This is a genomic window from Nisaea sp., assembly GCF_040217065.1.
Taxonomy (GTDB): Bacteria; Pseudomonadota; Alphaproteobacteria; order Thalassobaculales; family Thalassobaculaceae; genus Nisaea.
This window is the reverse complement of record NZ_JAVJNX010000011.1, coordinates 59,748-74,608: the sequence shown is the minus strand read 5'-3', so window position 1 is coordinate 74,608 and position 14,861 is coordinate 59,748. Positions and strand designations below refer to the sequence as shown.

At 63.6% G+C, this 14,861-nt stretch carries 10 protein-coding genes; 7 read left to right on the top strand and 3 right to left on the bottom strand.

The features are described 5' to 3' along the window. Positions 1 to 3: 3 nt before the first annotated feature. Positions 4 to 972 carry an endolytic transglycosylase MltG gene (gene mltG / locus RH950_RS18575; protein WP_350059241.1) on the top strand — a complete coding sequence of 323 codons (969 nt, stop codon included), beginning with the start codon at positions 4 to 6 and terminating at the stop codon, positions 970 to 972. 37 nt (positions 973 to 1,009) lie between these two features. Here the strand turns inward: mltG and RH950_RS18570 are convergent, their stop codons facing one another. Then, positions 1,010 to 1,777 (bottom strand): SDR family NAD(P)-dependent oxidoreductase, encoded by a 768-nt coding sequence (locus RH950_RS18570; RefSeq protein ID WP_350059240.1) that lies wholly within the window; start codon positions 1,775 to 1,777, stop codon positions 1,010 to 1,012. An 83-nt stretch (positions 1,778 to 1,860) separates the two neighbouring features. On the opposite strand from RH950_RS18570, the gene RH950_RS18565 reads away from it, so the two are divergent. Continuing rightward, complete coding sequence (locus RH950_RS18565; RefSeq protein ID WP_350059239.1) at positions 1,861 to 2,775, top strand: YicC/YloC family endoribonuclease; 915 nt, start codon at positions 1,861 to 1,863, stop codon at positions 2,773 to 2,775. Continuing rightward, positions 2,772 to 3,425 (top strand): guanylate kinase, encoded by a 654-nt coding sequence (gene gmk, locus RH950_RS18560; protein ID WP_350059238.1) that lies wholly within the window; start codon positions 2,772 to 2,774, stop codon positions 3,423 to 3,425. The genes RH950_RS18565 and gmk overlap by 4 nt, the downstream gene beginning before the upstream one ends. 1,419 nt (positions 3,426 to 4,844) lie before the next feature. Here the strand turns inward: gmk and RH950_RS18555 are convergent. Both RH950_RS18555 and RH950_RS18550 read right to left on the bottom strand, forming a co-directional pair. Next, entirely contained in the window at positions 4,845 to 8,381 is a 3,537-nt protein-coding gene (locus RH950_RS18555; protein ID WP_350059237.1) for a glycosyltransferase, read from the bottom strand. 113 nt (positions 8,382 to 8,494) lie between these two features. After that, the gene (locus RH950_RS18550) at positions 8,495 to 9,313 is read right to left on the bottom strand and encodes a sulfotransferase (RefSeq protein WP_350059236.1); all 819 of its coding nucleotides are present in this window, start codon (positions 9,311 to 9,313) and stop codon (positions 8,495 to 8,497) included. A 163-nt stretch (positions 9,314 to 9,476) separates the two neighbouring features. Here RH950_RS18550 and RH950_RS18545 point away from each other — a divergent pair, with 163 nt between their 5' ends. The 4 genes from RH950_RS18545 to pseC all read left to right on the top strand — a co-directional run bounded on the left by RH950_RS18545 (position 9,477) and on the right by pseC (position 14,837). Next, positions 9,477 to 9,767: a hypothetical protein gene (locus RH950_RS18545; protein WP_350059235.1), complete on the top strand. Its 291-nt coding sequence runs from the start codon at positions 9,477 to 9,479 to the stop codon at positions 9,765 to 9,767. A gap of 161 nt (positions 9,768 to 9,928) precedes the next feature. Beyond that, positions 9,929 to 12,241: a type I secretion system permease/ATPase gene (locus RH950_RS18540; RefSeq protein WP_350059234.1), complete on the top strand. Its 2,313-nt coding sequence runs from the start codon at positions 9,929 to 9,931 to the stop codon at positions 12,239 to 12,241. A 42-nt stretch (positions 12,242 to 12,283) separates the two neighbouring features. Beyond that, entirely contained in the window at positions 12,284 to 13,621 is a 1,338-nt protein-coding gene (locus tag RH950_RS18535; RefSeq protein WP_350059233.1) for an HlyD family type I secretion periplasmic adaptor subunit, read from the top strand. Positions 13,622 to 13,625: 4 nt separating this feature from the next. Next, on the top strand, positions 13,626 to 14,837 hold the full coding sequence (pseC, locus tag RH950_RS18530; protein WP_350059232.1) for a UDP-4-amino-4,6-dideoxy-N-acetyl-beta-L-altrosamine transaminase: 1,212 nt from the start codon (positions 13,626 to 13,628) through the stop codon (positions 14,835 to 14,837). Positions 14,838 to 14,861 lie beyond the last annotated feature (24 nt).

Genomic DNA, 14,861 nt, shown 5'->3' with positions numbered 1-14,861 from the left:
AGCATGGGCCGGGCCCTGCTGCGTGCTTTCTGGGGACTGCTTACGCTGGCGATTGTCGGCGCTGTCGGCTGCGGCTGGCTCTATGCCCAGTTCACGGGGCCGGGACCGCTTGCCGTATCCACCGCCATCGTGATTCCGTCCGGAACGGGCCTGGAAGGCATTGCGTCGGCGTTGAAGCGCGCGGGCGCCATCCGGCGTGATTTCGTCTTTGTCATCGGTGCCAGGGCCTCACGGCAGGCGCGCAGTCTGAAGGCCGGGGAATATCTCATCCCGGCATCGGCGAGCCCGCGCCAGGTGATGGAAATCCTGTCGTCCGGCAAGACCGTCGTGCGCCGGCTGACCATCCCGGAAGGACTGACCGTCGCAGAAGTCATGAGCCGGCTGAATCTGACAGAGGGTTTGACGGGGGATGGCGGCAGGCCGGAAGAAGGCTCACTCCTGCCGGAAACCTACCATTTCTCCTACGGCGACAGCCGCCAGGAGCTGGTCGAGCGCATGCAGTCTTCCATGGCGGAGGCGGTCGGCCGGCTGTGGGGCATGCGTGCACCGAACCTGCCGTTCCAGACCCGGGAGGAGGCGGTGATCCTCGCCTCGATCGTGGAGCGCGAGACCGGCGTGCCGCAGGAACGGGGCCTGGTCGCCGGTGTCTTCGTCAACCGGCTGCGGCGCGGCATGCGTCTGCAATCCGACCCGACCGTGGCCTACGGTATTGCTCCCGACGGCCTCGACCGGCCGCTCACCCGGGCCGACCTGAAAGAGCCGACACCCTACAACACCTACGTGATCAAGGGCTTGCCTCCGGCGCCCATTGCCAATCCGGGCATAGAATCGATCCGGGCGGTGATGAACCCGGTGCAGACGGATTATCTCTATTTCGTTGCCGACGGGACGGGCGGCCATGCCTTCGCCCGCACCCTCGCCGAGCACAATCGCAATGTCCGGAAATGGCGCAAGATCCGCGACGCGAACTGAGCGGCATGCGCAGGCCAAAGGGGTGGCGGCGCTCCGGTCAGCCCGCTTTCGTCGGCAGGCGCCCCATCAGCCCGTCGATCCAGGAGGGCGGGATGATCTGCAGCAGCTGCACGACGGCATGCATCGGCCAGGGGAAGGCGATCCGTGCCTTGTTCCGGTCAAGCCCGCGCCGGATGATGCCTGCCGCCTTGGTCGCATCCATCAGGAACGGCATCGGGAAACTGTTCACATCGGTCATCGGCGTGCGGACATAGCCGGGGCAGATGACGGAGACCCCGATGCCGGAACGGGCGGCGGTCGGCCGCAATCCCTCGCCGAACACCTTGACCGCGGCCTTGCTGCCGCAATAGGCCGGCGCGCCAGGAAACCCACGGAAGCCGGCGAGGGAGCTGACGATGCCGATCTGCCCCGCGCCCCGCTGCTGCATCAGGGGGAGGGCGGGCAGCACCGTGTTCAGCACGCCGTCGACATTCACCGCATAGACCCGCCGCACCTGATCCGCCGGCTCCGGCCCGCCATCGCCGGTCCCGGCCGAGATCCCGGCATTGGCGATGACCAGATCGAGGGGCGCCGTGCTGTGTGCCGCGGCGATCCAGATATCCATATGCGTCCGTTCGGTCACGTCGATGGTCTCAATGTGGACCTCCGCGCCCTTTGCCGTGGCGGCCCTGGCGACCGCTTCCAGACGGGCCTTGTCCCGTCCGCCGAGGAACAGGGTCTTGCCCGGTGCCGCGTAGGCATCGGCGAGCGCGCTGCCCAATCCGCTGGACGCACCGGTAATGAGAATTGATCTGGGCGCACGCATCGGGCCGCTCCGTGTCTTGTTGCCGTAACGGGGCGCGGATATAGTGCGCCCCCTGAACCTATAGCAAAGATCTGGTGGTGCGCGTGTCGATCAACAGCATGACGGGTTACGCCCGTGTCGAGGGAACCCATGAGACCGACGGCGGCGCCGCGACCTGGCAATGGAGCTGGGAGGCCAAGTCGGTCAACGGCAAGGGCCTCGATGTCCGCTTCCGCCTGCCCGGCGGCTTCGATGCGCTGGAGATTCCGGCCCGCAAGCTGGTTGGCGCGAAAATCGGCCGCGGCTCGCTCTCGGTGACGCTCACGCTGTCGCGGCAGACCAGCTCCCGCGCCCTGACCGTGAACCGCGAGCTGATCGAGCAGATCCTCGAGCTGCAGAGCACGCTTGAGGCCGAGGGCAAGATCTACCCGTCGCCGCCGCGTCTCGACAGCCTGCTGTCCGTGCGCGGGATCCTCGAGGCCGACGACGAGCCGGCCCAGGACGTGGCGCAGAAAGAGGCGCTGATCGCGGCGCTGATGGCGGGCCTCGACGCGGTGCTGAAGCCGCTCGCCGCCATGCGCGGGGAAGAAGGCGTCCACCTCGCCACCATGCTGACGACCCATCTCGACAAGCTGGCCGAGCTGTCCAGGGCGGCCAAGGACACGGCGGACCTGCAGCCGGGCCAGCAGCGCGAGCGGATGAAGCAGCAGATCGCCGAGATCCTGGAACAGTCCCCGCCGGTCTCCGAGGAGCGGCTGGGACAGGAGCTGGCCCTGCTGGCGACCAAGGCGGACATCCGCGAGGAGGTCGACCGGCTCGACGCCCATGTCGCCGCCTGCCGGGACCTCGTCACTGCCGGCGGCGTGATCGGCCGGAAGCTCGATTTCATCTGCCAGGAGCTGAACCGGGAGAGCAACACGATCTGCTCCAAGGCGGCCTCGCTTGCGCTGACCAATATCGGCCTCGAGCTGAAATCGACGGTCGAGCAGTTCCGCGAGCAGGTGCAGAACGTCGAATGAGCGCCTCCAGCGAGCTTTACCCGGAGATGCAGCGCCGCGGCCTGATGCTGGTGCTGTCCTCCCCGTCCGGTGCCGGCAAGACCTCGATCTCCCGCCGCCTGCTGGAGTGTGAGGACGAGCTGACCATGTCCGTCTCGGCCACCACGCGGCCCCGGCGGCCGGGCGAGGTCGACGGCGTCGACTACCATTTCATCGACCAGACCGAATTCCAGCTGATGATCAACCGGGGCGAATTCCTGGAATATGCCAAGGTGTTCGACAATTACTACGGCACGCCGCGCGGCCCGGTCGACACGGTGCTGGCAGAGGGCCGGGACGTGCTGTTCGATATCGACTGGCAGGGCACCCAGCAGGTCGCCGACGCGGCCCGGGACGATCTGGTCAGCGTCTTCGTCCTGCCGCCCTCGACCCACGAGCTGGAACGCCGCCTGATGAGCCGGGCGCAGGACAGCGCCGAGGTCGTGGCCCAGCGCATGTCCAAGGCGGCGGACGAGATCAGCCATTACCGGGAATACGACTACATCATCATCAACCGCGATCTCGACAGGAGCGTCGCGAAGGTCCGCGCCATCCTGACCGCCGAACGCCTGAAGCGGGACCGGCGGCTCGGGTTGACGGATTTCGTGAAGTTGTTGCGGGAAGGGCGGTAGGCGGCGCCTATTCCAATAGATCGCAACGGACCACGTTCACCTGCAGGTGAACGGAAATGACGTGCGCCTGATGCCAGGCATGTCCGTGACAGCAGACTTGCTGGTGGGGGACAGGCGTGTGCTGCAGTACGTACTGCAGCTGGTGCTGCGCTATGCAAGTGAAGGGGGCAAGAGAGGTGACTGAAGAATTTAGGTGCAAAACTTCCCAGTTTTGGTTGCTAAGCAAAAGCATTAGATTGCGCTATTTTGTTCTCATGTCTGCGTTTTATTTTTGGGATCCGTCAAAAACGATAGTTATTGTTTTTTTGAATAAATTTTATCATGAACTAACATTTAAAAAATTGTACCTTCAAAAATCAATATTTGGTGGAATTCATGGGGATGTAGGTTACTTCTTTCTTTTTTTGTTTGTCCTGTGGGGTGTCTGGTTATTGAGAGAGTTTTTCGTAGATTTGTTAAATAAAAAATCTATTGGTAAAAAATTTAAGTGGGAAATTGCAACGCTGTTTTATGTATTAACCTCTTTCTTGGTAGGATTCGTTATTTATATAATAATTTTATATATATAATATTTGGATTTAGGGAGTCACACACCTTAATTCCCCAATCGTCATCCCGAACCCCGATCCGGGATCTTTCGGCCGGCAGGCCGGGCTTGATGATCGTGAAGATCCCGGCTCCCTGGCCGGGATGACGGACTTCCGCCGGCCGGCAATCATCGCCGGCAGGCCTTCGTTGAGGGTCCCTCCGGTGCCTGAGCCCTGGCTGATCTCATGCGTGAGCGCCGTCAGGCCGCCCCGCTGCTCACCTCGTTCTCCAGATCCTCGGGATCGTAAAACGCGTTCCACGGCCGTGTCGTGCGCGGCGGGTCGGCCAGGACCGGGCGTTCGAAGTCCGGCGTCACAATTAAAGCAATTAAAGGGACGAGCAATTAAAGGGACGCACACCTTAATTGCGAGCAATTAAAGGGACGCACACCTTAATTGGATCTCCTGATTTTCCCCGGCCCGAAAACCTTCGCTATGGTCGAGCGCGGGATGGCGCTCTGATTGTTCTGCTCTGGAAAGAAAAGTAGTGCGTCCCTTTAATTTTCCTTTAATTTTTACGTGTCCCTTTGATTTTACGGCACGGATCGAGATCGAACGGGAGCATCTGAATGTCGACGGCAGGGACGTGCGCCTGGTGCCAGGGATGTCGGTGACGGCGGAATCTCGGGGACACACACCTTAATTTTCAATCGTCATCCCGGACCCCGATCCGGGATCTCCCGGCGGCAGGTTGGGCGTGATGATCATGAAGATCCCGGCTCCCTGGCCGGGATGACGTCTTTTCTGCCGGCCGGGGAGCATGGCTGGCGATCTTCCCCGGAGGATACCGTCGGCTGCCGGGCAGACGGCCGAAGCTCCTGCGTGAGCGCCGTCAGGCCGCCCCGCTGCTCACCTCGTTTTCCAGATCCTCGGGATCGTAAAACGCGTTCCACGGCCGTGTCGTGCGCGGCGGGTCGGCCAGGACCGGGCGTTCGAAGTCGAGGGTCAGGTTCGGGTTGTAGAACGGGTCGTGCTCGCAGTCGGTCGCCCAGCGCTCCCGCATGACTTCCGCCTCGCGGTTGAAGCGGGCCTTCTTCTCCGGTGCCTCGTCGTCGCCGCGGCTGATAGACTCGTAATGGTACAGCTCGGCATAGGGCGTCCAGACGATGCGGTGGCCCGCATGCCGGATCTTCAGGCAGAAATCCACGTCATTGAAGGCGACGGCCAGCTTCTGCTCGTCCAGCCCGCCGACCTCCTCGAAGATCGCGCGCGGCACCAGCAGGCAGGCGGCGGTGACGGCGGAGAAATTCTGCACCAGCATGGCGCGGCCGAAATAGCCCCGGCTTTCCCGGTCCAGCCGCTTGTCGAAATGCCCGGCGACGCCGCCGAGCCCGACGATCACGCCGCCATGCTGCAGGGTGTCGTTGTCGTAATAAAGCTTGGCCCCGACCGCGCCGACGCCGGGCTGGATCACCTGGCGGACCATTTCGGACAGCCAGTCCTCGTTGATCGGCTCGATATCGTTGTTCACCAGGCCGATGATCTCGCCGGTCGCCAGCCGGGCCGCGTCGTTGTTCAGGCGGGAATAGTTGAATTCCCCGTCGTCCCGGTGCACCCGGATGCGGTCGTCCTTTTCGATCTCGCGGAAATAGTCGAGGGTCTCTTCCTCGTCGCTGCCATTGTCGACGATGATGATTTCCCAGTTCGGGTAATCGTTCTTCGAGCGGATGCCCTCGACCGCATCGCGCAGCAGCTCGACCCGGTTGCGGGTCGGGATGATCAGGCTGACCTTCGGGAGCGCTTCGGGCAGATCGTAGATCACCCGCTGGCTGTAGACGTCCCGGCCCTGCACGACCTTGCCCTTGATATCGCAGCGGTCGAGATGGTCCTGGATGGCCCGGAGCGAGGCGTCGCCGGTATAGGTCTTCTCGTCCTCGGCCAGCGCCGTCGAGCCTTCGGCCGCGCGCCAGTGGTAGAGCACATGCGGGATGTGCCGGATATTTTCCGGCTCGGTCTGCTCGATCACACGCAAGGCGAGATCGTAATCCTGGCTGCCCTCGTAGCCGAGCCGGAAGCCGCCGACCTTCTCGACCAGCGCCCGGCGATAGACCCCGAGATGGTTGATCAGGTTCTGGCCGAGGAACATGTCCGGGGCCCAGTCGGTCTTGAAATAGGGCGCGAAATAGGCGCCGTTCCCGTCGATCTTGTCCTCGTCCGAATAGAGGATGTCCGCGTCCGGATGCTCGTTGATCTCGACCGCGACCATGTAGAGCGCGTGCACCGTCAGCTCGTCGTCATGGTCGAGCAGGGCGATATAGTCGCCGGTCGCGCGTTCGAGGGCGCTGTTCGAGGCGGCGGAGATATGGCCGTTCTTCTCGCGCCAGGTCACCTTGATCCGGTCGTCCTCGGCGGCGAGCCGGGCGAGGGTGGCTTTCGTCTCCTCCGAGGTCGAGGCATCGTCGGCGATGCACAGCTCCCAGTTCTCGTAAAGCTGATCGCGGACGGATTTGACTGCCGCTTCCAGCAGGGCCGGCGGCGTGTTGTAGGTCGGCATGACGATGGAGATCAGCGGCTGGTGCGAGAGCGCCTTGATATGGCGCTTGATCGCCGAAATATCGTCCGGACCAAGCTGGGCATAGGTCTCGTACCAGTGCGTATAGCTCGCCAGCGGGTTTGTCGCCTCGCGGGCCAGACCCTGCCAGAGGGCCGTGCCGTCCCGCTTGCGCACGACCTCGCGCAGGCGTTCGAAGACGCGTTTGCGGGTATCGCGGTCGCTGGCGACCTGGCGCAGCCGGCGGGCGAGCACGCTCAGAGCGAGCCCGATGCGGCTGACCTCGCGGACGCGAAACGACTTGATCCTGAAGGGGCCGACGAAATGCACCGGATCGAGGCGCAGGGAGAAGACATGGTTCGGCAGCCGGACGATGGCCCGGCCGAAACCGTTGCGCGTCGGCGGCAGGCGGAACCGGTTGGCTTCCTCGAAGCCCTGTCCGGTATCGGCGAACAGGAACGGGGCGGCGATGCGGTTGGCGTCGATCTCGTAGGTGATCTCGACCCAGCCCCGCGGGAAGAAGCGCCAGGGAGAGGCCAGCACGAGCTGCGGATTGGGCTTCAGGGCCCGGAACCTGTTGTCGCCCAGGGGCTCCGCGTTAACCGGGGCGCTGACCGTCATGTCGTGGGTCATGACGCGGACCGCGCCGAGGCTGCGGAGGGCGAGGCGGGACAGGCCGCGGAACGGCCGGGTCAGGCGCCAGGACCAGGTCCGGGCAATGAACTGGATTTCGCGGTGCAGCCGGGAGTTCTCGATCCGCAATGCGCTGATGGTCTGCCGCTGCGCCTCCAGCCCGGCATCGAGCTCTCTCGACAGGCTGGCGATCTGGGCGTCGCGCTGCACCAGACGGGCGTCGCGCTCGATCAGCCGTGTCTCGCGTTCCTCGACGCGGCTGAGCTGCTCCGTCGCCCAGGCTTCCCGCTCGGCCACCTTGCGGTGCAGGTCGACGATCTCCGCGCGCTGCTTTTTCTCGCGCGGCGCGGCCTCGGCGACGATATCGTCGAAATAGCGGCCGGCCTGATCCAGTTCGCGCGCCACCATGTCGATATCGGCAAGGGCCGCCGCGTCCTGCGGGTCCTGCTCAAGCGCGCGGCAGGCGGCGAAGACGCGGCCGGTCCAGCGGGCCAGGGTGGCGGAGCCGTAAAGCTCGGTGTCGTTGAAGGCGAAGTGGCGCAGGCCCGGGCGGATGAATGTCTCGATCTCGGCGCGGGACTCGTCCGTCACCGTGTCGAGGGGCAGTTCGATCCGGCGTGCGACGGATTCGATCGCCGGCTGCCAGTCCTGCATCAGCGCATCGTAGCTGATGAAGGCGCGCCGTTTGCCGCGTGTCGCCTGCTCCGATTCGATGACATGCCGGAGCCAGAGCACCATGCCGCGGCCGTTCGACAGGCCGTCGCGCTGGTGCAGCGAGCGGACAACCTCGAGCGGGTGGCGCTGCATGATGATGTAGGCGGGCTCGGCGCCGGCCTCCTCGATGACCGGCTCCCAGAGCGGCATCAGCCGGCACATGCGCGGATCCTTGATGCCCCAGAGCCCGGCCGTGCCGAAATCCGTCTTCAGGAGTGCGCGGATCTTCTCGCGGGCGGCCTCGGCCGCCGTCGTCTCCGTCCAGCCGTCGGGCAGGGCGCGCGGGTCGTCCCAGAACATGTCGAAGGCGACCAGCAGGTCCTCGTTGGTCACGACGGCGTCGAGATGTTCCCAGAACCCGGTCTCGTTATTGCCCTCGGCCGGCGGCAGCAGATTGTCGCTCAGATCGACCCCGAGAATGTTGCAGACCCGGGTCAGCGCGGATGTGCCGCTCCGGTGCATGCCGAGAATAACGACGGCGGTGGATTTCTCGGCGGTCTTGGACCTGGAGGCCGGTGACTTGGATGCCATGGATCAGGGACTCGTCAGTGAACTTTGTTCGCGGTGCGCTTGCTCGGTCGTCTGGATATCACAAACCGTGTGGTTCGGCGATATTGCCCGCCCCGTCCGGCGCTTGTCCCGGCTCAGGACAGATAGCCAAATCTCTCCAGCGCATCGGCAGCCGTTTCCGTCAGGGTCCGGGACTGGTCTTCCGGCAGGGTGCGCCAGCGGCCGACGGAAGACGGGGTGCGGATGACGGCATCGGCTCCGGCACCGACGCGGCCGGCAAGGGCGGGATCGATGCCGCTCCTAGTCAGGGCATCGGTGAGCACGGCTCCCGGTGCGGCACAAAGATCCTCGAATCGTATGCACATATAGCGGCTGCCGAGTTCCCGCGCGCCCCAGTCCGCCACCTGGGTATTGGCACGCGCCCAGAGCCGGATGGCGAAAGCGGGCGCCGCGCCGTCATAGCGCTCCCCGAACAGGGCCTCGTAATGCTTGTTGGGCTGGTTCTGGTTGTCGCTCAGCGCCATGTCGCGCCCGTCACGCACCAGATGCAGAAAGCGCATGCCGGGGCAGGCGGCGGCAATGATCGGCAGGATGTACATGCTGCGGGGATTCTTCCAGCCCCAGTGCCCGGCCTGTTTCGGCAGTTCGGCGGTGTATTTCTTCAGGGCATCGCCGAAGCCGCGTTCGGCGGCGGCGCGGATTCCGTCGGACAAGTGGTCGAGCCGGTAATCGACAGAGCGCGTTTCCCGCAGGATCGGGTTGATGATGTCGTCCAGGAACGGCTCGAAATCCATCGCATCGCCGGCATGGTTGAGCCGGGTGCCGACGAAAAAACCGGCCTCCTGCAAAGCGCCGTGCAGCGCCCTCGTGCCTGACCCGCCCGTGGCGCCGATCAGCAACGGCGCACGCGTGTCCCGCTGCGCGAAAAACTTGTCGATGATCCTGTCGAGCACACCTGCTCCGGCACCCTCACGGGCTGTCGGTTGATCGGAGAGTGCCTAGATAGGCCAAGGCCAAGCTCCTCGCCAAGCTGTAAATTACGCCTTCACCTACTGAAAGCGATCCGATATAAGGCCAATAAGCCAGACCGCACATGAAACTGTGGATTTTCGATCGATGGGCAAGTATCTCGACGACCTTTGGAACGACCTTGAGCAGACTTGGGATCTCGCCATGCAGGTGAATGATCTTTCCGAGCAAGAGCGCTCTGATGTGTCCGCAGCGTGGGAAACCTATTTCAAGCCGGCCGAGCTGGTTGACGCCGCCAGGACCGAGAGCGAAGGCCAGACCCCGCCGACCAAGGTTTTCTGCACGAATATTTACGGGCTGCAATACAACCCGGAAACCAAATATTGGGTGCCGTTCCGCCACGGTGAAATCGACCTCGCGAAATTTACCGAGGATTGATGTCGGCGCCATTCGGCCTTTTTGACGGAAAATCAAAAAACTAGGCGCTTAACTTCATGTTTCGCGTCGAAGAATCATGTATGGTATTGATTGATTTTGAGGCAAAAGCCGCGTGGTGATCCCCGCGGTTGTGTTCGAACGTTCAATACCGAGGTGACTCAATGGCAGGGGCGGATCAGCCCGTAACCATCAACCGGTTGATGCGAGCCTGCTACACGGCCCTGGCGTCGGCTGGTGTGTTCAGTTTTGCCGTCAACATGCTGATGTTGACGCTGCCGGTCTTCATGTTCCAGGTGTTTGACCGCGTTCTGGCCAGCCGCAGCGAGGCGACGCTGTACCTGCTGCTCGGCATCGCCGCCTTCACGCTCGGCATCCAGGCGACGCTCGACACGATTCGCGCCTATGCCTTTGTCCGGATCAGTGGCTGGATCGATCGCCGAATCGGCCCGATCCTGCTGTCCTCGATCATTACCGATGCACTCGATCGGGGGAGCCAGCCGAACAGCAACCCGCTGCGCTCGCTCAGCACGCTCCGCATGTTTCTGACCGGTCCGGGCATGCTGACCATGCTGGATGTGCCGTGGGTGCCGGTTTTCATGGCCCTGATCTTTTTCATCAATCCCCATATGGGGATTGCGGCAATATGCGGTGCGGTGGTCATGCTGGTGCTCGGCATCATCAACGACCGGGTGACCCGGCCGGCACTGAACGCGGCACAGGAATTTTCCTCCAAGGCCTATTCGGCAGCGGAATCCGCTGTGCGCAATGCCGCCGTTGTCGAGAGTATGGGGATGCGCCGGAACGTCATGGCGCGCTGGCACCGGGAAAACGAAAAGGTTCTCACCCTGCAGGGTAGGGCAAGCGACAGGGCCGCCATCCTCAGTTCGATGTCGAAATCCGCCCGCATGCTGATCCAGATGGTCATCATGACCGTCGCGGTCCTGCAGATTATCGATCCAGAGGTCGACATGACGCCGGGCATGATGATTGCCTGTTCGCTGATTCTCGGGCGCGCCTTGCAGCCGGTCGAAATGGGGATCAGTCAGGCCCGGCAACTGGTCGATGCGATTGGGGCCTACAAGACCATCGAAGCGGCGCTGGTCAATGCCCAGTCCGGCATGAATCGTATGGAACTGCCGGCTCCGAAAGGGCATCTGGTCCTCGAAAATGTCGGTTATCAGCCGCGCGGTGCGCCGCGACCGATCCTCCAACGCATCACCCTGGAGGTGAAGCCGGGCGAGGCGCTCGGCGTCGTCGGCCCGTCCGCCGCCGGCAAGTCCACTCTGGCCCGCCTTATCGTCGGGGTGGAAAAGCCGCATGTCGGGCATGTCCGGCTCGACGGGTCCGATATCTTCAACTGGGACACGGGCAGCCTCGGCAAGTATGTCGGCTTCATGCCGCAGGATATCGAACTGTTCGGCGGGTCCATTGCGGAAAACATCGCGCGTCTCGATTCGGATCCGGAACCGGAGAAGGTGATCGAGGCGGCCAAACTCGCCGGGCTGCATGAGCTGATCCTGCAACTGCCGAACGGCTATGACACCGATATCGGCAATGCCGGGGCGATTCTGTCCGGCGGTCAGAGACAGCGCGTCGCCCTTGCCCGGGCGCTCTACGGTGATCCGTCGATCGTGGTTCTGGACGAGCCGAACTCGAACCTGGACTCCAAGGGGGATGAAGCTCTCGCGAATGCGGTCAACGTCCTGAAAGCGCGTGGCGCGACCGTCATCATGATCACGCACCGGGTGCAGACCCTGGCGAACATGAACAAGCTGCTGGTGCTGCAGGACGGCATGATCAACAAATACGGCTCCCGCGACGAGGTCCTGGCCAGTGCCGGAATGGGAGGAGGGGCGCCTGCATCCGCCGCGCCACCGCCGGCCGCACCTCAGGCCACGGATAAGACCGGGCAAGGCGATCTGCCGGTGGAACGGCGCCGCATGCCGGGATCGGCAGAACCGAAGCAATCAGAAGCGGCACCGCCGCCGGCCGGCCCGGGACCCGCGCAGCGTGGCGTGCCCGGCCGGGCGAACCTGCCGCCGCCGCCGCGTGTCGAGGACCTGCCGTCCGCCCGCCGGGCCCGGTCCGGCAAGACAACGCCGCCGACACTGCACCCGGGCACCGGTCACGGAGTGCGCCCGAAACTCGGTCAGGGTTCGGCACAGGCATTGGAAATTCTGGCGGCACGTCCGGCTGCCGGGGCCAGCGCGGCGACACCGGTCGACGAGTCCGGTCCGATGGTGCGGCCGCCGAAAATGGAGACAACGGTGCACCTGCAACCGCCGCCGACGGGTCCTGCGCGCCCGGCGCCGGTTCCGGCCAATACCCAGGGACCACGCCCGGAGAAAATCGTCGAGCAGCCCAAAGCCGCTCGTCCGCTGGCGCCGCCACCGCCGCCGAACGTGAAACCGGTCGCAGCCCTCAATATCGAGGACATACAATCCATTTCGGCGCGCCCTCGCGCCAAGCCATAACAGGTCAGACCCAAGACGAATGACCGTTGTCAGGAACCATAGATGTCGAATGCCGCAAACGACCTGAGCGATGCCTTCGACCTGTCGGAGGCCGAAAATCCGAAAGCCTGGCGGCCGGTCGTCTGGGTCGGGTTCATGGTTCTGATGCTGTTTTTCGGCGGCTTCGGCATCTGGGCCGCATTGGCGCCACTCGGCAGCGGCGCGATTGCGCAGGGCCAGCTGCAGGTGTCGTCGAACCAGAAGACCCTGCAGCATCTGGAAGGCGGCATCATCGAGGCCATCAATGTCCGCGACGGAGACGTGGTTCATGAAGGCGAGGTCCTGATCAAGCTGGACGATACGCGGGTGCGCGTCGAGTACGAGCTGCTCCACAAACAGTTCCTGGGACATCTTGGCAGCCAGGCACGGCTTGTTGCCGAGCGGGACGATCTGGCCGAGGTGAATTTTCCGGCCGAGCTGTTGGCGCAGGCGGCGGACGCGGATGTCGCTGAAGTCATTGCCGGACAGCGCCGCCTGTTCGAGACCCGTATCAGTGCCCGGGACAGCCAGTTCGGACTGCTCCGCCGCCGCATCCAGAAGACCCGTGAGGAAATTACCGCGCTGTTGGCGCAGCAGCGGGCCGATGCGCGGCAGTACGAGCTGATCCAGGAAGAGATCGCGGATGTCCGCGTGTTGTATGAGAAGGGTCTGGAGCGCAAACCGCGTCTGCTGTCCCTCGAGCGGACGGCGGTGCAGCTGGAAGGCAGTATCGGCAACCGCAACGCGCTGATTGCACGGGCCGAACAGACCATTGCAGAAACCGAGTTCCAGCTGCTGAACACGCAAGAGAGGTTCAAGACGGAAGTCGAGACCAATCTGCGTCAGGTACAGGATCAGATGATCGACCTGAAGGACCGCCTGACCGGGGCCCGGGACGCGCTGGACCGGACCAGGATCCGGGCGCCCCAGGACGGCCGGGTTTACGGCCTGCGGTTTCATACTGTCGGCGGTGTCGTCGCCCCGGGCGAGCCGCTCATGGGCATCGTGCCCCAGGACGATACGCTGGTGGTCAAGGCGCGGATCGACCCGACCGATATCGATGTGGTTGAAGTCGGGGCGCTTGCCAGCGTGCGGTTGACATCCTTCAGCCAGCGGACGACCCAGCCGATCGACGGCGAGCTCGTCAGCCTGTCGGCTGATATCGTGCAGCCGGAACAGGGGCCCCCCTTCTACGAGGCACGGATCGTTCTCAGCCTGGAAAGCCTGGCAAAACAGCCAAAGCTCGAGCTTGTGCAGGGCATGCCGGCTACCGTGATAATTTCGACAGGTGACCAGACTTTGCTCGAATATCTGCTTGCCCCGTTGGTGCGCAGTTTCGAGCTCGGATTGAGGGAAAACTGATCAGATGAATAAAGTGCCAGAGAACGGATCCTTTCTTCCCTACGGCAGACAGCAGATTGACGAGGCCGACGAACAGGCCGTTCTCGAGGTGCTGCGCGGCGACTGGCTGACAACAGGACCGACGGTGGACGCCTATGAAGCGGCATTCGCCGAGCGCGTCGGGGCGAAACATGCCATTTCCTGTTCCAGCGGAACCGCAGGCCTGCACATGGCAGCGCTGGCGCTTGATCTGGATTTCGGCGACATCGTCGTTGTCCCGAGTGTGACCTTTCTCGCCACGGCGAATGCGGCCAGATACGTGAAAGCGGATGTGCTCTTCGCTGACGTCGATCCGAAAACCGGCGTGATGCGCGTTGAAGACGTGAAGCGCGCGATTGCCGGCATGACCAAGGGCACCGTCAAGGCGATCTTTCCCGTGCATCTGACCGGGCATACGGTGAATATCGACGAGCTGGCCGGAGAATTCCCGGAGCTGGTGTTTGTGGAAGATGCCTGTCATGCCATCGGCGCCGAGTATGAGATCGGCGGCGGCATGGTTCCGGTCGGGTCATGCCCGCATGGCGGCATCACGATGTTTTCGACCCATCCGGTGAAGACCATTGCAACGGGCGAGGGCGGCATGCTGACAACCAACAGCGACCGGTTTGCGGAGTCCCTGCGGCAGGCCCGGAACCACGGACTGGTCCGTGAGCCCGACCGGTTCCTGAACAAGCGGATGGGGTTCGAGAACGGCGTTCCGGCTCCCTGGTATTACGAGATGCACGAGCCGGGATACAATTACAGGCTCTCCGACATCAACGCCGCCCTCGGCCTCAGTCAGTTGCACAAGCTCGATGGATTCGTCGCAACGCGCCGCGCCCTTCGGACACGCTATCAGGAGCTGCTGGACGGACTTGGGCCCCATGTGGCGATGCAGCGGGTCGCGTCCGGATGTAACCCCGCCTGGCATCTCGCCGTGGCCCTGATCGATTTCGCGGCGCTCGGCACGACCCGGACAGAGGTGATGACAGCCCTGAAGGAACGGGGCATCGGCACCCAGGTCCATTATATTCCGGTGCACCGCCAGCCCTATTACGCGAACCGGTACCAGACCCAATCCCTGCCGGGTGCCGACGCCTATTACGCCCGCTGCCTGAGTCTGCCTCTGTTCCCGGCAATGGCCGAGAGTGATGTGGATCGGGTGGTGGCGGAATTGTCGGAAGTGCTCGGAATCTGAGCCCGTGCGACGGCCCTTCCACAC